The sequence below is a fragment of the Trichocoleus sp. ST-U2 genome, assembly GCF_039961875.1.
Lineage (GTDB): Bacteria > Cyanobacteriota > Cyanobacteriia > Cyanobacteriales > FACHB-T130 > FACHB-T130.
Genome location: NZ_JAMPJY010000072.1, coordinates 1 through 19,312, shown reverse-complemented (window position 1 = coordinate 19,312; position 19,312 = coordinate 1). Strand labels below are relative to the sequence as shown.

The window sequence follows — 19,312 nt, the reverse complement described above, 5'->3', positions numbered from 1 at the left end:
ACGACAATCATCAAGTTAGGAAAGTCTATGCTAGTCATCGGAGAGATGAGTTTCATGGGTGGTACTTTGATTCTCAATCTCTCCCGTTCCTTTGTCTAATTCACATTAGACGTAAATTACGTCTTTTACAAGGCGTTCACAACAACTGCCATGAATCTATCAATGTTTGCAAAAACCCTGCCTGCTGCTGTGTTAACGATTGCCTTTGCCTCTTTGAGCGGCAACAGCTTAGCCCAAAACGCCTCATTTCAAGTAGTAAGTGCTAGAGATGGAGATGATGTTACGGTAAACCAAGGCACCAAACAGTTCAGAATTCGGCTAGCTTGTATTGATGCGCCTGAAAGAGAGCAGAAACCGTGGGGCGATCGATCGGCTAATCGCCTCAAGCAGCTTCTAGTCCCTGGTCAGAGTGTGCGGCTAAGGGTGGTGAATACAGACAAGTCTGGGCGAACTGTGGCGGAAGTTTACCGAGGCAATCAGTCGGTAAACCTTCAAATGGTGAAAGAAGGTCAAGCCGTTGTCTACCCGCAACATTTAAACAATTGCCCTGCTACCAAAAACCAATATCTGCAAGCACAGGCAGCAGCTAAAAAGCAACGTCTGGGTTTTTGGAATCAAGCTCAACCGATGATGCCGTGGGATTTCCGCCGCACTCAGGGCAGTCGGAGTTAGTAGAGCGGTAAGGAAGAGAACGAATATACTTTGAGCCTTCGCAAAAAGCGCTGGGTAAGCAAAGGCGATCGCATTCTCTTTTTGTCAGCGCGTTAGCGAAGTGAAGCCGTTAAGCTTATCGCTCCCCACCTCCGGCAAGCAAGCTTTAAGATGAAGAAGTATTAACAACGCGAATATCGCTTCATGGACTGGAAAGAAATATCCGGTAATTGGGTGTTAATTCCCCAACATCCTGTAGGAATTGTGCATTTTCTTGGGGGCGCATTTGTGGCGGCTGCACCCCACGTCACTTATCGCTGGTTATTAGAACAACTGGGGAATCAAGGGTATGCGGTGATTGCGACGCCGTTTGTGAATACGCTGGATCATAGCGCGATCGCAGGCAACGTCCTCCTGAGCTTCGATAGCGCCATCGAACAATTACGGGCAAAAGCGTTATTGCGGCGGCGATATCTCCCAATCTACGGACTTGGACACAGCATGGGTTGCAAACTGCATTTACTCATTGGTAGTCTTTTTTCAGTGGAACGTGCGGGTAATATCCTGATTTCCTTTAATAACTACACCGCCAGCGAAGCCATCCCATTTGTGCAGCAGTTTAATTTCAGCCCAGCTTTTAATGTCGAGTTTACACCTTCGCCGGTAGAAACTAACAAGTTGATCGCTGATAAATACAGTATTCCGCGAAATTTACTGATTAAATTTTCTAACGATACGCTTGACCAATCAACTGGCTTAACTGAGGTTTTGCAAAAGCGATTTTCGGGGATGGTAGCAATGCAAATGTTACCAGGAAGTCATATTACACCGCTTGGTCAAGATGTCAATTGGCAAGCGGGAAAGGACTTCACACCGTTTGATGCTGTTGGTCAATGGGTAAAGCAAGAAATTTTATACAAAGAGCTGAATTTGTTGAAAAGAGAAATTCTCCGCTGGTTACAGCCTTTCTCTCCTACTTAACAATTACTTGAATATTTAGTAGCAGCAATGGTGTAACTGCTGCGTGTAGGCTGAACAAGGCAAGAAAGAAAGCTCGTGTTATAGCAGTCCTAAAGGATTCCTAAAGGCAAGATCCCCGGCTTCGAGAGAGAATTAGGGTATCTGACATTGCTGGCATCTCATCACTCAAATAGGATTGCTATTAGCAAAGCACAATAATAGATTGTGCTTTTCTTTCTTGATGAGCATCAACTAGCTGCGAAAGTCCTACTAATTTTATTGTTTACTTCAGCAACGCGGCGGCCCATCATCGTAGGAAATTAAATTATCTCCTGACTCAAGAATAAACTTAACTTGGTGGTCTGTAGCAACATGAAACCACCAACTGTGTTTAAGTTCCCCTCTTTTATACGGGCTGTCCCACTTACAAACAAATATTATGTTTTCCCCTCCCACAGGTAAGTGAACGGAGGAATTGCTTTTTTGGGAAAAAATTCTATTCTTTAATTTTTGAACTAGAGTGACCGAATCGTTTTGTTGTTTAGCAGCTTCGCCTTCAAAGGTAATAGTGAGCAGCGTTATCTTAGGGTAGCACTCAGTTGGAATGCAAACACCGCCTACATACTGTAAAGTTAAAATATTTTCCGAACCAGGGGAATCAGGCCATTCTTGAACACACCCATTCTGATTCTGATAAATTCGTGGTGGTGATGGTAGCAAATTAGCTACTTGTTTAGCTAATTTAATTGCTTCAGTAGGACTCAGTTCTGGCTGCATAAAAAAACTTGAGGAGGTAGAACTTAATCTACCTCCTCAGTGTCTACTTTTCCGAATGAATTACTTCATGTTGACGGGAACTTTCAAACCTTCTGCTGAGAGTCTGCCGTCTGGCTGAATGGATTCACCTTCGATGAAGGAACGCAACATCCAAGCCATTTGCTCATGTTGTTCCATCAAGCCGGTGAGGAAATCAGCGGTACCTTGATCGTGGAAGTTATCACCGCACTGATCGATGTGTTCGCGCAGGTTGCGGATAACTTGCTCGTGATCTGACACAAGGTTTTCTACCATGTGAAAGGCGTTGGGAAGAGTACCCGGATCTTCTTTAAGAGAAGCGTACTTCAGGAAGCCTTCCGCAGTTCCTACGGGATAACCACCCAAGGCGCGAACTCGCTCAGCGATCGCATCAATGCTTTCTGTCAACGCGGTGTAGTGTTCTTCCCATAGCTGGTGCAGGGAGCGGAACTGAGGGCCAACCACATCCCAGTGGTACTTTTTGGTTTTGATCAATAGCAGGTAGGCATCCGACAGATCTTTATTTAATAAATCCGTCACGCCTTGACGCTGCTCTTCTGTTAAACCTATGTTTAAAGGACGCATAATTGTTGTGTTCTCCAGCGATAATCACTCTTACTAGTGCAACAAATCTATACAGGGGATTCATCAGCCAAAGGGGAGATTAGTCGAGCGCTTGATATTGCGTGGGTTTGAACGTAGTCAGATGGGTAGGCTCAAGCTTTGGATATAGCACTGACTTTGACGCGGTGCAGCAGTTTCTCTCCTTGGCGGTAGCCGAGATTACTGACTTTCACAATTTCTCCAGGTTGAGCAGTTCCTTTAATGAGTTGATGGAACTGCGGATCGTAAGGGAGTTCTGCACCGACAGATGCGATCGCTTCCACTCCCCATTGAGAAAGCAGCTGTTGCACGGGTCTTACTAATAACAGCAAATTCTTCACTGCTTTCTCATCGGGATTCACCTGAGCTGCGGCGGCTGCGGTAGGCCAATACAACAAAAAAGATTCTAAAACTTGCAGACTCGACATCTGGAATTCCTGCATTAAAGTTTCTCGCTGCTGTTCTAAGAGGGATCGCAGCCGCTGATACTCTTGCTGTAAAGACGCCAACTCATGCTCCCGATTTATCTGCTCTCCCAGCGCTGGCGGTTTCCTATCCCCAAAGGTGGTCAGTAACTCGCTTACTGACACTTTCAACGCTTGGGAGAGCTTGATCAGGGTTTCTACTCGCATCTGCGAAACTTGTCCCAGTCGCAGTCGCTTGACTTGTCGTTCTGAAACTCCAGCTTGCCGACTCAAAGCTTTATAACTAGAAATCCCCGCCAGTTGCATGAGTTGCTGCAACTGGCGAGCAAATTGCTGTACAGAATCTGGTTCGTTTACCACGTTTGCTTTTTCAGTTCGCCCCGCAGGTGCGTTTTAATTATTGAAAGCTCCTAGGGGCACACAACTCGCTGTGCGCCCCTACTGTCAGTAATTAATGTTTACTGGCAACTGCTTGTCTTGTGCCAACAGAGGTTAGGGTTCCAGTTTGCAGATGCGCTTCTAAGAACCACAACCGCTTATCGATCGCGCGAGACACTTCTGTGTAAAGGTCTGCGGTATCAGCATCGCCTAAATCGGCTGAAGCATCAATATTTTGGCGCAGCGACTTGGCATAAGGTGCAAAGCGTTCCGCCAAAGCGATAATGTGGTCTTTGCCGTCGATGATATCGATCGGATACTCTGGCAAAATAGAGGCAGCTACCGCCATCCGAGCCGTTCCCATTGCCATCCCTCCTAGAGCGGTGACTCTTTCGGCAAACAGATCGGTGAATTCTTCCAACTCAGTAGCAACCTCATCAAAAAGTTGGTGTAACTGGTAGAAGTCCATCCCTTTAACATTCCAGTGCGCTTGCTTTACCTGAGTTTTTAGGTCTAGGGTGGTTGCTACGGTTTGGTTCAGAAGCTCGATTACCTTAGAGCGAGTTTCTGCGGCGATGTCAATGCTAGTCGGGTAGAGACGTTGATGATGATTGATACTACTCATATGCCTTGATCCTTTTAGATGGAAGTGTATAGAAAAGCACAGACTTTTGTAGATTATCTTTGCACGCTTAGGACAAGATAAACTGCGCTCGAGGATACTAATTCGCAGTACAGGCTGAATTTTGAGCTGGAAAGCTTGTTTTTGAATACTCAAGCTAAATGCATTCTCAGAACAGAGCGCGGTGCGCGGCGAATCCGGCAAGAAATTGTTTCTTGACCTAGGCGCTGACAAGCTTCAAATCGATGACAGCCGGAAAAACCATAGTATTCTCCATCTACTTCCAGCACGTCGATGGGTTCTTGCTGACCGATTTCTTGAATGGATTCCATCAAAGCCGCTACTTTGGCTTGGTCAGTTTGTCGCGGCAGAGGACGATGAATCTTTTGCAGGGGTATTTCTTGCACCCTTACCATAGGACGAGTAGCTGTCTCCATCTGTTGTTTCTTTCTAAATCATACTCGGAATGACTTCGACTTGACAACTGGATACTTTAAATTAAGCTGAAGATTGTCGTTCATCCCCGATCTATTCGTCCTGGCGTCTATCACAATAGATGGAACAACTAGCTGCGTAGGTTGAGACAAAATATAGAGTCAGCTTTGAAGAAAAATCTTCTATCCTCAGATAGTCCATGCAAAAAAAGGGATGTACCTTGAGGCAGAATTTGGTAAAAACCAAATCGCAAAGTCGGAAATTCACTCGTCCGGCTGGGATGGGAAAACGTTTAGGTCACTGGTCCCGCACCATTTTGACGGTGTTTGGGCTGATAGGACTCACAGCGGCGTCTGGACCGGCACCCAGTAGCAATGATGTGGAACTGAAAGTGGGGGTTGTGCAGCGATTTGGTGAGGAACCCGACCAAATGACGTTGCAGGCAACATCGGGCGATCGCTTGATGTTGCGCTTTAATACAGGCGATCGCCAACAAACCCTGCAAACCACCAGTGCCAAGCTAGAAGTGACCATGCAACCTCTACCAGCACCTGCTTTAGAGGAACGGCTTGTCCTGGGCATTTATCGGAGTTTTGAGATGGCGGAAGACAGTGCCAAAGCATGGCAAGCCAAGGGAATTGAGGTTGAGGTAGCGCAGCCGGAACGCTGGCAGGTGTGGGCAAAACGCGATGTTTATAAAACGCCTTTAGTGCGCCGCTGGCTGTTGCAGAACCTTCAAGCTCAAGGCGATCGCGCTGCGTATTTGGAGACGGAAGTGGTGCAGAAAGTGCCCAAAGCGTCTCTCGTGGTGAATGGTTTTCGGTACGATCGCGACCAGATAGAGATTATCCCTGGCAAAAACCCGATCCAGGTGACAAAAGGCAAAAACTCGAAAAATAGCGTTCTCTACGCTGGCTCGTTGCGGCTGCAACCCAACGCTTACGGCACTTACACCCTGGTCAATCAAGTACCCTTAGAAATTTATCTGCGGGGCGTCGTACCGCACGAACTGGATGGCGGTGCCCCCTATGCGGCGGCGGAAGCGCAGGCAATCATTGCTCGGACTTATGCACTGCGGAACCTACGGCGGTTTACAGTGGATGGGTACGAACTGTGTGCAGACACCCACTGCCAAGTTTACAAGGGTCTCACCGGCACTGTACCGACGACAGACAAAGCGATCGCGGCGACGAAAGGTCAAGTGCTAACTTACCAGAATGAACTGGTGGATGCCCTTTATTCCAGTACCAGCGGTGGCATCAGTGCGCCCTTTAATGATGTCTGGAATGGCCCAGATCGCCCGTATCTCCAAGCCGTGGTAGATTCATCTGGGACAATTTGGAACCCGCAGTTGTCTTTGGCTCAAGAACAAAATTTCCAGCGGTTTATCAGCCTGAAACAAGGATTTCACGAAACTGGCGGCAATTGGTTTCGCTGGAGTAAAGCCAGCAGTATCGCTCAGATTACCCAAGATTTGCAGCTTTATCTCAAGCGGACAAAGACTCCCCATACTCCCTTTAAAGCAATTAAGCAATTGCGGGTAGCAGAGCGATCGCCCTCCGGACGGATTATCCGACTGGCAGTGCAAACCGACACTGGCGTGGTTGAAATTCTCAAAGATGATATCCGCAGTGCCTTTCGACCACCCCGCAGCACCCTTTTCTACCTACAACCTATCTATGGCGCAGACAAAACCCTAAAAGGTTATGCCTTTATTGGAGGCGGATTGGGGCATGGCGTCGGCATGAGTCAAACCGGCGCATTTAATTTAGCGAAAGCGGGTTGGTCAAGTCAGCAGATTCTCAACTTCTACTATCCTGGTGCCCAAATCCAGCCTCTCAACCAGTCCATTACCTTCGGCCCGGATCAAAATACAAAAGCGTTGCCCAACTCCTGAAAACAATCAAGCAGGGACACTGGAAGAGTGTCCCTGCTAAAAAGCTTAGAAGTTGTCAGTTATTTGGCGGCGGGTTTAATCCAGATATCTGTAAATAGTCCATCCTATCGATCAACCCGCCCATACAAGTCAGTTGCTGGTTTGAAAAGACGCCAATAATAGCGCGTCTTTTACTGATATCCGTTGTACGTTGTTTTTTCTTGTCTGCGATCGCTGACAACCAACCACTGACTGGTTTTCTTAATAGAGTTCTTCTTCTTGGTGGGTCATGATGGTGCAATCCGACTTGGGATAAGCCACGCAAGTCAGGACATAGCCAGCTTCAATCTGATCGTCATCCAGGAAAGACTGGTCAGATTGATCGATATCACCCTCAGTCACTTTGCCAGCGCAGGTTGAACAAGCACCAGCGCGACAGGAGTAGGGCAGATCGAGACCTTGATCTTCTGCGGCGTCAAGAATATAGACGTCGCCTTCAACTTCAATCGTGGTGTCCAGCCCTTCGGCTTCGTTAATTAACCTTACTTTATAAGCCATGTAGCGTTCCTCTCAAGTAGTCGAAATGGCAGTAGTAATTCAGAGTAGAGCGACCTTCCTCGCTAGACTAAGCTCAGGTAAAGGTTTGCTTACTAGGTTCACTTCCTCTTTAGATACTACGGGAAAAACCAGAGCCTTCAACACGAGATCAATAGATGGTGTGAATGGTATTCGTAATAAACTTTTAAGATTCAATCCTAATTACTTATACTTATCAATGGAATGGTAGACCAGTGATACGATGTTCAGCTGACAATTCCTCAAGAACATCGAGATACCTTCTTCGGGGTAAATATATTAGCTGTAATTATAGAAAGAATTAATAACAACAATTAATCTTTAAATTCAGACAGATGAACTGAAAAATTTAGAGATTAATCACCGGATGATTTTTTACTGTTAGCAACAACACATTTTTAAAATGCCAACATCAGTGTCTCATCCTGCGTGGTCTGGCAAGCTCCCAATCGGTGTCGGGCTGGTGGGAACTGGATATGCAGCTAAACTCCGGGCGCAAACATTTCAATCCCAAGATAGAACCCAGCTAGTAGCCGTTGCCGGACATACCCCAGACAGCATAAAGGAATTTAGTCAAACCTACTCTTGCCAAGCCGTTTCATCTTGGGAAGATTTAGTGGGGCGCGAGGATATCGATTTGATCGTCATCTGCACGGTGAACCAGCAGCATGGAGCGATCGCGCGTGCCGCACTTGAAGCTGGCAAACACGTTATTGTCGAATATCCGTTGTGCTTGGACGTTGCCGAAGCAGAAGCACTCATTGCCTTAGCACGCGATCGCAATCAACTCCTGCACGTCGAGCATATCGAAATTTTGGGCGGATTGCATCAAGCACTGCGGCAATCCTTACCCGAAATTGGAGAAGTCTTTTACGCCCGTTACAGCACCATCAATCCCCAGCACCCCGCACCCCAACGCTGGACTTATCACCCAGAATTGTTTGGCTTTCCCCTGTGCGGTGCCCTTTCTCGCATCCACCGCCTAACTGATTTGTTTGGAACTGTTGCTACCGTTAGCTGTCAAGCACGGTATTGGGGCGAGGGGGCGTTCTACCAATCCTGTTTTTGCACAGCCCAGCTAAAATTTACTAGCGGCGTGGTTGCAGAGGTGATTTATGGAAAAGGGGAAAATCTCTGGCAACCATCCCGAAGTTTTGAGGTTCACGGAGAACAGGGGGGATTAATTTTCGATGGAGATGAAGGCAAGCTAATCAAAGAGAACGAGACAACACCGATTGAAGTGGGAGGGCGTCGGGGTTTATTTGCCAAAGACACCAGCATGGTTTTAGACCACTTGATTGAAGGCACACAGCTGTATGTCACCCCAGAGGCTAGCTTATACGCCCTCAAAGTTGCCGATGCCGCCCGTCGTTCAGCAGAAACTGGGCAGACAATTTTAGTTTAAGCGCTGTTAGAGTAGTCAATTAACTTTGTGTTAAGGCACTTGGCAACGCCAGCTCAACTTGAAGCGGATCTCTGCCAGATTTTATGAAAATATTGATGTTATTAGCTTTAAAAAAGCTTCTAATTTCTACTTGCGACTCGCTACATTTTTGAAACCGGCGACTTCCGCTAAAGTGTACAGGGGTCTGCCTTTGACTTCTTCATAGATGCGCCCGACATATTCCCCTAGGATACCGATACTTACCAGTTGCACGGCACCGAGAAAGAAAATTGCTACCAGAATCAGGGTAAACCCGGTTAAAGGAGAATTGGGGACAAAAATGCGCCAATACAGAACTAATATTGCCATCACCAGAGCGATCGCTGCCGCGAATAAGCCGACATAAGTAGATAGCCGCAGCGGTACTTTTGAGAAGGAGACTAATCCATTCACTGCCAATGACAAAGATTTACTGAAAGTGTACTGCACCTCGCCAGCAAAGCGGGGGTGACGCTCGAAGTAGACGGCGGTTTGGGGAAAGCCTACCCAAGAACGCAGTCCCCGGATATAACGATTGCGCTCAGGCATCGAATTAAGGATATCTGCGACTTGTCGATCCATTAGACAGAAATCGCCTGTATCGGTAGGAATGTCTACATTTGCCAGACGCTTGAGAAGACGATAAAACACATAGGCGGTGAAGCGCTTGAACCAGCCTTCTTTGTGGCGTTTGATGCGCTGAGCATAGACGACTTGATAGCCTTGTTGCCATTTTTCCACCATGTCTGGAATTAATTCTGGGGGATCTTGTAAGTCGGCATCAAGGATAACAATTGCTTCACCCCGAACAAAATTAAGACCTGCGGTGACAGCAATCTGATGACCGAAATTACGGGCAAGGCTTAAGTAGCAAACTCGCGGGTCTTTTTCATGCAATTCGCGCAGCATTTGTAAAGAGCGATCGCGACTGCCATCGTTGACTAAAATTAGCTCCGTTGGGGCATCTAGCCGCTCCATCACCGCACTCATCCGCCGATAAAGTTCGGGGATGCTTTTCTCTTCGTTATAGATGGGAATGATGAAGGAATATTTGGGGTTCATAATTAGCTGTTAACGATTCGCCAATAACTTTTAGTGAATCGCTGTCATTGGTCAAGTGTCATTATTTATTCGCTCTTCGTCAATCGCAAAGGACTGATGACTAAGTAGGATAACTGAATTTAACCCTGTCATTTTGTCGTTTGGATTGAGGGACAAAACCATACATTGATAAGGTTTGATGAGTAACGCTTAGTCGCCCTACTCATCCGGCAAATAATTAAGCCCCTCTATTTAATGACTAATCGCTAACAGCTACGAATTATCGTTCCAATTTGTTAGGAATGCCTTCGCAACCACCGGGAATTGTGGCTCTGGTTTTTTCGCCACCCCAAGCACAACAATATTGGCGCAGTTCTTCCGAGAGTCCCTCAACGTCGGTGAAGTCGGCATTTTCTACTACAGCGCCCGTATAAGCACCTGTTTTGTAGTTAGCGTAGGGAGGTTGAGTATGAGTGCGAGGGGTCGCAGTTTCCCCCGGACCATAGAACAAGCGGATGGCTTTGAAATCGGCACCGGCAAGATTCGCTTCATACAAGATGGTGCGAGAGAAATTAGCCTTGACTAAATCGCAATTGCTTAAGTTAGCACCAACAAGATTGGCTTCGCTTAAGTCTGTGCGGCGCAAGTCGGTGCCAGACAAATCTGCCTTCGCTAACATGACTCCTAAGTCGATAACGCGCACGCCGTTGACGCGGTCTTCTGCATAGCCTCCAAGTCCGTCAAAGATAGCTCGACCTAGGCGGCGATCGCGTTCTAGGGGAGTTAGCAATTTAGAACTGGACAAGAACCGCAGAATTTTGGCTTTCCCGCTGGCGTCTACACTGCTCAAGATAGCGGCGGTACGCCCTTCGGCTAGTAACCGCTCTTGAGGCCAATCTTCGAGCAATCCTTCTTCATCTAATACTAGGTCGGAGATGCCCTGAAAATAAGTATCGATCGTCTGCTGCTGAGTAATCAGGTTTTGCTGAATCGTCAGGGAGTTTTGCTGAATGGTCAAGTCTCTGGAAATAATGTACTGTCGCCACGCCACGTATACGGCGATGACGGCAATGAAAATTTGCCCTACAGCTCCTGTCCATTCTGCCAGGGAACCGAGTTCGTCCCATTTTTGCTGGTTTAACCACTTGCCGATGTTTTGGTTGATACCAGAGAACTTGAGCAAGCTGATGAGCGATAAAATTGTTCCGACGATGGCGACGATGACAGCTCGCTGTTTTGGCGGTAGCATCTCATCCAGCACGGGTTCCAAACCAAGCCATAGCATCCGCAGCGATACGACTAGCCCGACGATCGCTCCTGATATCCCGATCCAGAAGTTATTAATCGCTAACCCTAGGATGACTAAGGCGATCGCTATCAGGACGATGGGCGTTCCCTGCGGAACAACCGGATTCTTTTTGGACAGCACCAGCGATCGCGGCATGGTAGCCAAATGTTGCTCGTATTGGTTCCGTCCGGACGGTGTCAGCGATTGCATCTGCGACGGGCTGTTCACAGCAGGTCTGTTACCATTGCCACTATCTTGAGCGTTTGACGGTGAATTGGACTGGGAAGGATTAGGCTCTGTCGTCATTGTGTTAATTCGTCAAGCAGGCGCAGTAAACCCATGCTTTATGGTAGCGGCTGCGGCAGTCAACAAGATTTTATCTAATAGACCAGGCAAGTGTTAAGGGCAAATGGCGCTGAATGCGATGGCTCTGTTTCCTCTTTTCCCTGTAGTTCGAGAAAGACGCGATCGCTATCATAAAACAAGCAACTCAACAGAAACCAGGAGAATAATTCATGAATACCCAATTAGTTGAATCCCTAGTCCAAGTTATTTTATCTCTGCCACCGGATGAGCGATCTCTACTTGAAGAAAAACTATTTAGCAATATACCCTACCCTTCAACCCTTGAATTAGCGCACCTTGTACAAAGCGGAGGAGCTTTTGATTTTCTCCACAATGAACCTGATATTTACACCCTCGAGGATGGAGAAGCAATCTAGTGAGACTTAAAAAAGGAGATATTGTCCTAGTTAATTTTCCCTTTACAGACTTAAGTACAACAAAATTACGTCCTGCGTTAGTGCTGACGGCAAGTTCTGCAATAGATGAAGTGACTCTTTGCTTCATTTCCTCTCAAAATGCCACCAGCTTAAGTCTTGAAGAATTTGCTCTCAATATTTCAGACGCAGAATTTTCCAGCACGGGATTGCTAGTTTCTTCTAAAGTTAGGGTAACTCGAATTGCTACCCTTGAACGTAGATTAATCATCAGACGCTTAGGAGAGTTGGGTATTCTGCAAATGCAACAATTGAACGAAGTGATGATTCGGGCATTTCAAATAATGTAACTTGTGCAATCAGCAGCCAGAAATCCGCTGTTTTCTTTCCTCTGCGCCCTAGGGAGTCGTCTGGGGTTCGATAAAACCCTTACAACCCCAAATCTACCGCCACGCGATGGGCACAAGCAAAACCAGAAAATGCCACCGCATTTAAACCCTGCCCTGGAAACGTACTGTCTCCCACACAATAAAGTCCCGAAATCGCAGTTCGATTGAATGGCATTCCCAATAGTCCTAATAACTTGTTTCTAGGAATTGGGCCATACGTACCATCTGCACGACCTAAAAAGCGCCGATGCGTGCGGGGCGTCCCGACTTCCAGATAATCTAACCCTGCATCTAAACCGGGGAAAATCTTCTCTAGCCGCTCAATGATTCGTCCTGCTGCCTCTTCCTTTTTCTGTTCATATTCGCTAGAAGAAAGTCCCTGCCAATTTTCAATCCAATCAGGGGTAAAGGCGTGCAGAATATGATGACCTTCTGGTGCTAAATCCGGATCGAGTAACGTAGGAATTGACAAAAAGATCGTGCCTTGCGCCGCTTCCATCTTCTGCCAATCTTCTAGCAAAATGTGGTGACAGTCCGTACCCAGCGGCAGCACATCTGCTTTAACGCCTAAGTGCAAACTTAAGAAACCCGGCGATTTTTGATAACGATTTTGCCACTTCTTCTCAGCCGCTGGTATTTCTTCCGCTGGCAGTAACTTCTCGAAAGTATCCCAGCGCGTTGCATTGGAAATTATCCGCTTGGCTTCATAGACTTTTCCATTTGCCAACTCGACGCCTACCGCTCGACCCTCTTGGGTAATAATTTTCGTCACCTTGGCTTTGTACTGAATCTGTCCCCCAGCTTTTGCCAGTCCCTCCACCAGTTTTTGGGCGATTTGTCCTACACCCCCTTTAGGATAGTTAATGCCGCCGTAGTGCCGGTCTGAGAACACCATCCCTGCATTAATCATCGGTGTCCGGTCAGCGGGGACAACTGACCAGCAGTAGCACTCCATGTCGATAAACTTCAGTAGCTGCGGGTCTTTGATGTATCGCCTTGCAATATCACCAGCATTTTGAGGCAAATACTTTACCAAGCCGAGACAGGCTAAGGGATGCTGAAAAAATGCCCGTGTCAGATACCGGGGTTCTTCCAACGACAGCAATTCCATCGCATTCAGGCAGTTGAAAACTTTCCAGCATTCGTCGTAGAAGCGTCGAATCCCTTCCCGTTCGTGGGGGAAGTAGGCAGTGAGTTCTTGCAAAAACTTCTCATAATTGCGATGAACTTTTAGATCCAAACCGGCGGGAAGATGGTAGTGAATCTGGACGGAATCGGGGATGGTTTCCAGACTGACATTCACAGCATCTAGAGCGCGGGTGAGCAGATTGGTGGTGCCCTGAGTCCCAAACCCAAAAATCATCGACGCCCCTACGTCAAACCGATATCCCTGCCGCTCAAAATATCCGGCACTGCCACCTGGAATTAAGTAGCTTTCCAGTACGAGAACTTGAGCGCCTTTCGCTGCCAGTTGGGTGGCTGTCACCAGCCCTCCAATTCCAGAGCCAATCACGATGGCATCAAACGTTTGTGCAGTTGGAGATTTAACGGTAGTTGAAGGCATGAGGCAGCAGTAAGGGAAAATTTTACTCATTTCAATCCCTATTAGGGATTAACACAAAAATGCCCCGCTGCCAACAACTCAACCAATAACTCAAGCCCTTTGGTGTCTAATTTATCTCACCAGACTCATATGAGCGACTGCATGAGCTAAAGGCTGCTTTTATTGGGCTTGTGTCTTGCCTCTTAAAAAAAATGGGGACTAGCTTGCTACTGCTAACCAGCCCCACCTGCCGATCCTTAATGAGAGGAGAACACTGAAAATAAATATAGCCTTGTTGAAAATAGATGTCAATACTATTGCAAGTTATTTTCAATAGAAAAAACCAAGTTAGTTGGAATTGTGGGCTTTTCGTTACCCCACAAATGCTTTTGGCGTGGGGTTTGGTGACAAAGAAACCGAACCCAGAATCAATCTGGGTTTTCAGACATCCCAGGAGGTTCTATGATAGGTCAGGTCTTTGAGCTGGCATCTGACTGCCAAAATCGCAACTATGACTCTCCAACTGCGTGTCTATGTTCCTCCCCATCCACTGATTAAACATTGGTTGGCTGTTGCTCGTGATGCTGCGACGCCATCGGTGCTGTTTAAAAGCGCGATGACGGAACTGGGGCGCTGGCTGACTTATGAGGCAACTAGAGAATGGTTGCCGACGATAGAAACAACCGTACAGACGCCCCTGGCTGAATGTCCGGCTACATTTATCAATCCAGAGGTGCCACTGGTTGTGGTGCCGATTTTACGGGCAGGATTGGGGTTATTAGATGGGGCACAGACGTTGCTGCCTTTGGCGTCGATTTACCATATCGGTTTGGTGCGGGATGAGAAAACCCTGGAAGTTAGCTGTTATCTGAATAAATTGCCGGAACGGCTTGACCCTCAAACGCGGGTTTTAATTTGCGATCCGATGCTGGCGACGGGTGGAACCATGATGAGGGCGATCGCAGAACTGACTCAGCGAGGCGTTGACCCAGCTTTAATGCGGATTATTTCGGTTGTGGCAGCGCCACCCGCTCTGCAACAGCTTTCTGTCGCGTATCCGGGTTTGATTGTCTATACGGCAATGATTGATGAGGGTTTGAACAGCCACGGGTATATTGTACCGGGGCTGGGAGATGCAGGCGATCGCACGTTTGGCACCTGACGCGGTATCCAAAGCGGTATCCAACGCACGATCCAAAAGATGAGCAATCAAAGATGAAATCTGTGTTCAGATTTCTTACTTAGGACGACTGACAACTGAACAGATGACTCCTTAGACTGGTAGGCATCGAGGTCAGCAAAAAGTTAACCTGAAAACAGTTGCAACAAGAAAAAAAACAACGGTAATTTTAAGATGAGTCAGCGCGATAGTTTTGGCAGTGGATTTCTGGCTGGAACGATAGTTGGCGGTCTAGTCGGTGGAATTGTCGGAGCGCTGGTTGCTTCTGGACGCGCGTCCGAAACTGACACAACTGACGCCTCTCTGCTCAATCCTGGCTCGTCAGAAGCGAAGTTGAGCAAGGGGAAAAAGCGTCAGCTAAAGGATTCAGAAAGTATTGAATTTGCACGGCGAGGCTTAGAGGATAAAATTGCTCAGTTAAATGCAGCAATTGATGAAGTCCGGACACAGCTAGGCACTGTAAATGGCAAGAGTACAGAACTAGAGCGGGAGCGATTTTCTTCCTCAGATACAGCACGAATTTCTGAAAGGGGTCGTTCCCTAGGAACATCGCTTAATCAAGATTCCTAAGTTTCAATCCGGTAAATCCGTTAAACTGTCTTCAAGTTTCAAGCGTTCACCAATTTTAACAAGGAACCTTCAACACCGATGAATTCTTCAGCCGAATTACTGATCAATACGATCTCCACTTTTCTGAACATGTATATGTTCATATTGATTGTACGGATTCTTTTAACTTGGTTTCCGACAGTCAATTGGATGAACCAGATAGCTTCCACCCTGAGTCCAATTACAGACCCTTACCTCAACCTTTTTCGCTCGATTATTCCTCCGTTGGGTGGTCTGGATATCTCCCCGATTTTAGCGATTTTTGTGCTGCAAATTCTGGCTGGATTGTTCTCCAGCATTCAATTCACTCCGGGTTTTTAGGGTCAAAGGATTTTAGATTTGGATTTTGGAGTGAATCTATAATCTAAAATCCTTGCAATCAGATGTTAACGGCGGATTTGTTAGCGTGCGGACTTGTTAACGGCGGACTGTACCGTTAAATCCAGCGGCTTTGAATTGCTTGAGCTGTAACGGTGTCGGCTGGTTTGCAGCAACCGAGATCCTGAGTTCAAAATCGCTGACTCCAGGCGGCACTTCTTCGATAGAACCGAGGCGCGTTCGGTTTTGCATTACCGAGTCGCCATTTGCGTCGTAAATGCGACCAAAAATATCGGCGTTGTAGACATATTTATCAGAGTCATTTTGAGCTTTGCCGGTAACTATGTAGCAACTCGCGGCTCTGGAAGCGCCAGTACTCATAACCGCCCCATCTGCTAACTCGGATGGGCAGTCATGGTAGGAAAGTTCAGACAGTTTAATCTGTGTCAATGCCAAAGCCGGAGGAGTAAACAGCAAGTTCACAACTCCGATAAGGCAAGAGATGAAAAAAATAGACACAGCTCGAAATCGCATAAACCGTACCATGACTTCAGGTTTTTTGGGAACTTCACCCCTCAGCTTAGCGCGAATCTAGTCAAACAGGAGCTTCGGGATATCTTGACAATTCTGCGATAATAGGGGATCGCCCTTAATGAGCGCTCTAAGTCTGGGCATTCCCACTCAGAATCACCGAGATAGCTCTGCTGTGTGGCGATCCATTCCAAAGTAAGGAATTGATTGTGACCCGATCTGAGATTGAAGCGGCACTGCAAGCAGCATTTAGTCTATGTGAGGAGGCTGTATATCCTCTCAGCGATATGCAGAAGCAAATTCTGCTGCAAGTTCTTGTCAAGGAACTGCTGGGTGCCCAAGGGGAGAACCCGGCGAGTGGTGATGAAAATGCCGATGGTGCGAATCCATTGGAGGAACTTACAGCAGAACAAGTCAAAGCTTTACTGCAATTTGTCAAGGAACAAGAAAGACAAAATCGCTCTTGGAAGATTACGTTACTCAATGACTGGTTGAATAATCAAGATTCGGGAGCGATGCAATTTTTACGCGATCGCTATGGCTTTGGGTGGCTCTATCGCATTCAGCCGGTTCATCTGGCTGAGTATTATGAGCGGGAGGGCAAGCAAGGGTTAAAGCTGAAAGTAGGCGATCGCATTGAAGTTTCTAATGGTCTGTGGGAGTGGGTGCAAGAAAACGGCCCCTGTAGCCGCGAATGGTTTCCCTGCACGGTGGTTGGGGTTTACGAGACTACTGAGAGCGGAGTCTCTCATACTAACTGCATTATTCGGTTTGAGAATGGCAGCGAGTATGAGATTCAAGGCATTTACGAATGGAATCGTTTTAACTGGCAATGGCCCAAAAATTAGAGATTCCGATTCTTGTAAAGATTAACTGCAAACTCATCCAGAATCGTGGTTCCCGATAGCTGCTGCGTTTGCGCCAACTGGTAACGAGATTTCAAAACTCGCTGGATTTCCTGGTGAATTTGCTGCTTTTCTGCCTCCGTTTTGGGAGCCTTATTCACAGGACGGGCGCTCTCTAACCAGAGAATCCGAGGATATTGCGTTGCTTGTCCGCTTGTCAGAACTTTTTCTAAAGCAGGTGCAAGGTCGGCAGGATGCTGTGCTAATAGCTGAACCGGGGCAGTGGGAGGAAGATAATAAGCCAAACGCAGAATGTGACCCCAAGCGCGGGAGTTCATCACGATTAAAGTCGGCGTTGTAGGTTCTTGTTGAATCAAGCCTGCTATCTGATGGAACATCGAGCGGTTTCTCGTGCTAAAGTCCCCAACGCTGATGCCCAGATACAACAGCAGCAAAACCGCTGCCGCCACTCCGCGCCAGCGTCCCGCCGCCCGTTCCAGCCATAAAGCAATTAATAGCAAGCATCCAGGCAAAACAAAAATCAGTGCCCTTCCACCGCCAAAGCCAATCGTGTATTTGCCAGCGAGAATATCCACTGCAAATGCAATGCACAGGGGCAAAATTCCCAGTGACAAAGCCATGAATAAGGGACGACGCTTTGCTTGCCGCCAGAGGCTAAAGGTACACCCGGCTAGTAACAAAATTATCAGGCACCCTGCCACAATCGCGAGGGTCGCTTCTGCGGGAGTTTTGACGACATCTCCCACCCAGTCTCCCAGTAACAAGTGACTGCTCAAGGTTTGGGTAACATCTGCGAAATGATTTCCCTTGGAAAACTGATTGCCCACTTCACCCAGACGCCCCTGCTTCCGAGTTCCCCAAACAAACCAAGGCATCCACACCAATACACCCGCCCCCAAACGCAATCCGTGCTGCCACCACCGCCGATCAAAGATGAGGACAAAGATGCCTAGGGTCATCACCCAGTAGACAAAAAGATACTGCGTCAGCAGTCCAGCAGCGACTGAAACAATCAGAATCGCACTCCAGAGAATCGATGAGCGGTTGCTGGGATGATGGGATGATGGCGTGGCGTCTGGTTCAATTTCCCACTCGGAGGCTCGGACACTCTCTGTTGCTCCTTTTGTCTCCACCAGATGCAGCATTGCCCAGGTGCTGAGAATCGTCCATAAAATCAGCGGGCCATACATCCGGGCATTTAAAGAGTGGAATAAATAGAAAGGATTTGTACCGAGTAAGGCGGCAAAAATCAGTCCGCCGCGATGTCCCATCACAAACCGCCCCAATCCGTAAGCGCCGCCAATTGCACCTACACTCAGCAATGCGCCCAGACCTCGTAAGGCAGCTTCGCTATTGCCAAATAGCTGTAGCCAGAAGTACAGGCTGAAATAAGAAAGGGGCGGATGGACATCGCCCAAGATACCTTTATAGACATCTTTGATCGTTCCTACGACATCACCGGCTCGTGGGATCAATAAAGCGCTGTAGTCCCGCAGGTTGACGGGTTGCGCTCCCGGAGCTTGATAGTCAACGCCGTGACCGCTGGCGAGGATCAGGGATAGAACTTCGTCGTACCAAAATTCTCGGCTACCTATATAACGCGATGTGCAACTAAGTTTGCTCAAGGAAAGTCGCACTCGAAGATGCTAGAAGTACAACCTATCTAGATCGAGTGGGACATAATGTTTTCTATCGAAGAGGGCGTTGCTGAAATTGTAATGAACTAAGCTGATAGAAAAACTGTTCGATACTTCAAGTAGTGAAGGAGCAAACGGAGCGAACACTTCAGCATCTCAAGTGATTTGGAGTAGCACAAAGTCTTTCGGTGCAGACGTGCCAGGTAATGCCGTAGACGAGTGTTTTCCCCCTCAACTCGAGTCATATAGGTCTTGCTGACAATCTGATCGCTCTCCTCAATGAATATCGGATAGACCTTCCATCCGTCAGTGACATAGAAGAAACAATGCCAGTACTTGACGATAAACCATAAGAACTTGAAGGTTTCGGCACTGCGATCACCAACCACCCATGCCAGAATTCCTGCTTGAAAGTGATTAACGGCAGTCCAAATCCACAGTTTGTTA

General features: G+C 47.4%; 22 protein-coding genes. 10 read left to right on the top strand and 12 right to left on the bottom strand.

Annotation, left to right across the window (positions count from 1 at the left end; genetic code table 11):
- The first annotated feature begins 162 nt into the window (after positions 1 to 162).
- Together NC996_RS26850 and NC996_RS26845 are read left to right on the top strand one after the other, a co-directional pair.
- On the top strand, positions 163 to 672 hold the full coding sequence (locus tag NC996_RS26850) for a thermonuclease family protein (protein WP_190410888.1): 510 nt from the start codon (positions 163 to 165) through the stop codon (positions 670 to 672).
- Positions 673 to 855: 183 nt separating this feature from the next.
- Positions 856 to 1,632: a DUF1350 family protein gene (locus NC996_RS26845; RefSeq protein ID WP_190428694.1), complete on the top strand. Its 777-nt coding sequence runs from the start codon at positions 856 to 858 to the stop codon at positions 1,630 to 1,632.
- Between the two features lie 267 nt (positions 1,633 to 1,899).
- Here the strand turns inward: NC996_RS26845 and NC996_RS26840 are convergent, their stop codons facing one another.
- The 5 genes from NC996_RS26840 to NC996_RS26820 form a co-directional block, all read right to left on the bottom strand.
- Positions 1,900 to 2,388 carry a hypothetical protein gene (locus tag NC996_RS26840; RefSeq protein WP_190410456.1) on the bottom strand — a complete coding sequence of 163 codons (489 nt, stop codon included), beginning with the start codon at positions 2,386 to 2,388 and terminating at the stop codon, positions 1,900 to 1,902.
- 60 nt (positions 2,389 to 2,448) lie between these two features.
- Positions 2,449 to 2,991 (bottom strand): Dps family protein, encoded by a 543-nt coding sequence (locus NC996_RS26835; RefSeq protein ID WP_190443759.1) that lies wholly within the window; start codon positions 2,989 to 2,991, stop codon positions 2,449 to 2,451.
- A 131-nt stretch (positions 2,992 to 3,122) separates the two neighbouring features.
- Positions 3,123 to 3,740: a nucleotide exchange factor GrpE gene (gene grpE / locus NC996_RS26830; protein ID WP_190690596.1), complete on the bottom strand. Its 618-nt coding sequence runs from the start codon at positions 3,738 to 3,740 to the stop codon at positions 3,123 to 3,125.
- A 145-nt stretch (positions 3,741 to 3,885) separates the two neighbouring features.
- The gene (gene dps, locus NC996_RS26825; protein ID WP_190410458.1) at positions 3,886 to 4,437 is read right to left on the bottom strand and encodes a DNA starvation/stationary phase protection protein Dps; all 552 of its coding nucleotides are present in this window, start codon (positions 4,435 to 4,437) and stop codon (positions 3,886 to 3,888) included.
- A 149-nt stretch (positions 4,438 to 4,586) separates the two neighbouring features.
- Complete coding sequence (locus tag NC996_RS26820; protein ID WP_190410890.1) at positions 4,587 to 4,850, bottom strand: sulfiredoxin; 264 nt, start codon at positions 4,848 to 4,850, stop codon at positions 4,587 to 4,589.
- A gap of 299 nt (positions 4,851 to 5,149) precedes the next feature.
- Here NC996_RS26820 and NC996_RS26815 point away from each other — a divergent pair, with 299 nt between their 5' ends.
- Entirely contained in the window at positions 5,150 to 6,766 is a 1,617-nt protein-coding gene (locus NC996_RS26815) for a SpoIID/LytB domain-containing protein (protein ID WP_242037743.1), read from the top strand.
- Between the two features lie 240 nt (positions 6,767 to 7,006).
- Here the strand turns inward: NC996_RS26815 and NC996_RS26810 are convergent, their stop codons facing one another.
- Entirely contained in the window at positions 7,007 to 7,303 is a 297-nt protein-coding gene (locus NC996_RS26810) for a ferredoxin (protein WP_190410460.1), read from the bottom strand.
- Positions 7,304 to 7,724: 421 nt separating this feature from the next.
- Between NC996_RS26810 and NC996_RS26805 the strand changes: the two genes are divergently transcribed.
- Positions 7,725 to 8,726 (top strand): Gfo/Idh/MocA family oxidoreductase, encoded by a 1,002-nt coding sequence (locus NC996_RS26805; protein ID WP_190690588.1) that lies wholly within the window; start codon positions 7,725 to 7,727, stop codon positions 8,724 to 8,726.
- Between the two features lie 126 nt (positions 8,727 to 8,852).
- Here NC996_RS26805 and NC996_RS26800 read toward each other — a convergent pair whose 3' ends face one another.
- Together NC996_RS26800 and NC996_RS26795 are read right to left on the bottom strand one after the other, a co-directional pair.
- The gene (locus tag NC996_RS26800) at positions 8,853 to 9,806 is read right to left on the bottom strand and encodes a glycosyltransferase family 2 protein (protein ID WP_190431674.1); all 954 of its coding nucleotides are present in this window, start codon (positions 9,804 to 9,806) and stop codon (positions 8,853 to 8,855) included.
- A gap of 259 nt (positions 9,807 to 10,065) precedes the next feature.
- Positions 10,066 to 11,379: a pentapeptide repeat-containing protein gene (locus NC996_RS26795; RefSeq protein WP_190690584.1), complete on the bottom strand. Its 1,314-nt coding sequence runs from the start codon at positions 11,377 to 11,379 to the stop codon at positions 10,066 to 10,068.
- Positions 11,380 to 11,588: 209 nt separating this feature from the next.
- Between NC996_RS26795 and NC996_RS26790 the strand changes: the two genes are divergently transcribed.
- Positions 11,589 to 11,795, top strand: a complete 207-nt coding sequence (locus tag NC996_RS26790) for a hypothetical protein (RefSeq protein WP_190410464.1) — start codon at positions 11,589 to 11,591, stop codon at positions 11,793 to 11,795.
- Positions 11,795 to 12,142: a type II toxin-antitoxin system PemK/MazF family toxin gene (locus NC996_RS26785; RefSeq protein WP_190430393.1), complete on the top strand. Its 348-nt coding sequence runs from the start codon at positions 11,795 to 11,797 to the stop codon at positions 12,140 to 12,142. The genes NC996_RS26790 and NC996_RS26785 overlap by 1 nt, the downstream gene beginning before the upstream one ends.
- A gap of 79 nt (positions 12,143 to 12,221) precedes the next feature.
- On the opposite strand, the gene crtH is transcribed toward NC996_RS26785, so the two are convergent.
- A complete protein-coding gene (gene crtH / locus NC996_RS26780; RefSeq protein WP_190690594.1) occupies positions 12,222 to 13,745 on the bottom strand; it encodes a carotenoid isomerase in 1,524 nt (507 codons plus the stop codon).
- A 490-nt stretch (positions 13,746 to 14,235) separates the two neighbouring features.
- On the opposite strand from crtH, the gene upp reads away from it, so the two are divergent.
- From upp to NC996_RS26765, 3 genes are all read left to right on the top strand, one after another.
- Positions 14,236 to 14,886, top strand: coding sequence for a uracil phosphoribosyltransferase (gene upp / locus NC996_RS26775; protein WP_190410465.1), 651 nt, complete (start codon positions 14,236 to 14,238; stop codon positions 14,884 to 14,886).
- Positions 14,887 to 15,078: 192 nt separating this feature from the next.
- Positions 15,079 to 15,474, top strand: coding sequence for a hypothetical protein (locus tag NC996_RS26770; RefSeq protein ID WP_190525255.1), 396 nt, complete (start codon positions 15,079 to 15,081; stop codon positions 15,472 to 15,474).
- Positions 15,475 to 15,552: 78 nt separating this feature from the next.
- A complete protein-coding gene (locus NC996_RS26765) occupies positions 15,553 to 15,834 on the top strand; it encodes a YggT family protein (protein ID WP_190410467.1) in 282 nt (93 codons plus the stop codon).
- 96 nt (positions 15,835 to 15,930) lie between these two features.
- On the opposite strand, the gene NC996_RS26760 is transcribed toward NC996_RS26765, so the two are convergent.
- Positions 15,931 to 16,365, bottom strand: a complete 435-nt coding sequence (locus NC996_RS26760) for a hypothetical protein (protein WP_190410892.1) — start codon at positions 16,363 to 16,365, stop codon at positions 15,931 to 15,933.
- A 206-nt stretch (positions 16,366 to 16,571) separates the two neighbouring features.
- On the opposite strand from NC996_RS26760, the gene NC996_RS26755 reads away from it, so the two are divergent.
- Entirely contained in the window at positions 16,572 to 17,210 is a 639-nt protein-coding gene (locus tag NC996_RS26755; RefSeq protein WP_190410468.1) for a hypothetical protein, read from the top strand.
- Here the strand turns inward: NC996_RS26755 and NC996_RS26750 are convergent.
- Positions 17,207 to 18,853 (bottom strand): glycosyltransferase family 39 protein, encoded by a 1,647-nt coding sequence (locus NC996_RS26750; protein ID WP_190690581.1) that lies wholly within the window; start codon positions 18,851 to 18,853, stop codon positions 17,207 to 17,209. The genes NC996_RS26755 and NC996_RS26750 overlap by 4 nt on opposite strands.
- A gap of 98 nt (positions 18,854 to 18,951) precedes the next feature.
- On the bottom strand, positions 18,952 to 19,312 hold a 361-nt coding region (locus NC996_RS26745; protein WP_190690578.1), incomplete at its 5' end, for an IS1 family transposase.

What these genes read in the sequence shown, in the direction of transcription:
- NC996_RS26850 (WP_190410888.1), top strand. Translation starts at nt 163, where the DNA reads ATGTTTGCAAAAACCCTGCCTGCTGCTGTGTTAACGATTGCCTTTGCC.
- NC996_RS26815 (WP_242037743.1), top strand. Translation starts at nt 5,150, where the DNA reads ATGGGAAAACGTTTAGGTCACTGGTCCCGCACCATTTTGACGGTGTTT.
- crtH (WP_190690594.1), bottom strand. Translation starts at nt 13,745, where the DNA reads ATGCCTTCAACTACCGTTAAATCTCCAACTGCACAAACGTTTGATGCC.
- NC996_RS26805 (WP_190690588.1), top strand. Translation starts at nt 7,725, where the DNA reads ATGCCAACATCAGTGTCTCATCCTGCGTGGTCTGGCAAGCTCCCAATC.
- NC996_RS26820 (WP_190410890.1), bottom strand. Translation starts at nt 4,850, where the DNA reads ATGGTAAGGGTGCAAGAAATACCCCTGCAAAAGATTCATCGTCCTCTG.
- NC996_RS26770 (WP_190525255.1), top strand. Translation starts at nt 15,079, where the DNA reads ATGAGTCAGCGCGATAGTTTTGGCAGTGGATTTCTGGCTGGAACGATA.
- NC996_RS26845 (WP_190428694.1), top strand. Translation starts at nt 856, where the DNA reads ATGGACTGGAAAGAAATATCCGGTAATTGGGTGTTAATTCCCCAACAT.
- NC996_RS26760 (WP_190410892.1), bottom strand. Translation starts at nt 16,365, where the DNA reads ATGCGATTTCGAGCTGTGTCTATTTTTTTCATCTCTTGCCTTATCGGA.
- NC996_RS26795 (WP_190690584.1), bottom strand. Translation starts at nt 11,379, where the DNA reads ATGACGACAGAGCCTAATCCTTCCCAGTCCAATTCACCGTCAAACGCT.
- upp (WP_190410465.1), top strand. Translation starts at nt 14,236, where the DNA reads ATGACTCTCCAACTGCGTGTCTATGTTCCTCCCCATCCACTGATTAAA.
- grpE (WP_190690596.1), bottom strand. Translation starts at nt 3,740, where the DNA reads ATGCAACTGGCGGGGATTTCTAGTTATAAAGCTTTGAGTCGGCAAGCT.
- NC996_RS26765 (WP_190410467.1), top strand. Translation starts at nt 15,553, where the DNA reads ATGAATTCTTCAGCCGAATTACTGATCAATACGATCTCCACTTTTCTG.
- NC996_RS26800 (WP_190431674.1), bottom strand. Translation starts at nt 9,806, where the DNA reads ATGAACCCCAAATATTCCTTCATCATTCCCATCTATAACGAAGAGAAA.
- NC996_RS26790 (WP_190410464.1), top strand. Translation starts at nt 11,589, where the DNA reads ATGAATACCCAATTAGTTGAATCCCTAGTCCAAGTTATTTTATCTCTG.
- NC996_RS26840 (WP_190410456.1), bottom strand. Translation starts at nt 2,388, where the DNA reads ATGCAGCCAGAACTGAGTCCTACTGAAGCAATTAAATTAGCTAAACAA.
- dps (WP_190410458.1), bottom strand. Translation starts at nt 4,437, where the DNA reads ATGAGTAGTATCAATCATCATCAACGTCTCTACCCGACTAGCATTGAC.
- NC996_RS26835 (WP_190443759.1), bottom strand. Translation starts at nt 2,991, where the DNA reads ATGCGTCCTTTAAACATAGGTTTAACAGAAGAGCAGCGTCAAGGCGTG.
- NC996_RS26810 (WP_190410460.1), bottom strand. Translation starts at nt 7,303, where the DNA reads ATGGCTTATAAAGTAAGGTTAATTAACGAAGCCGAAGGGCTGGACACC.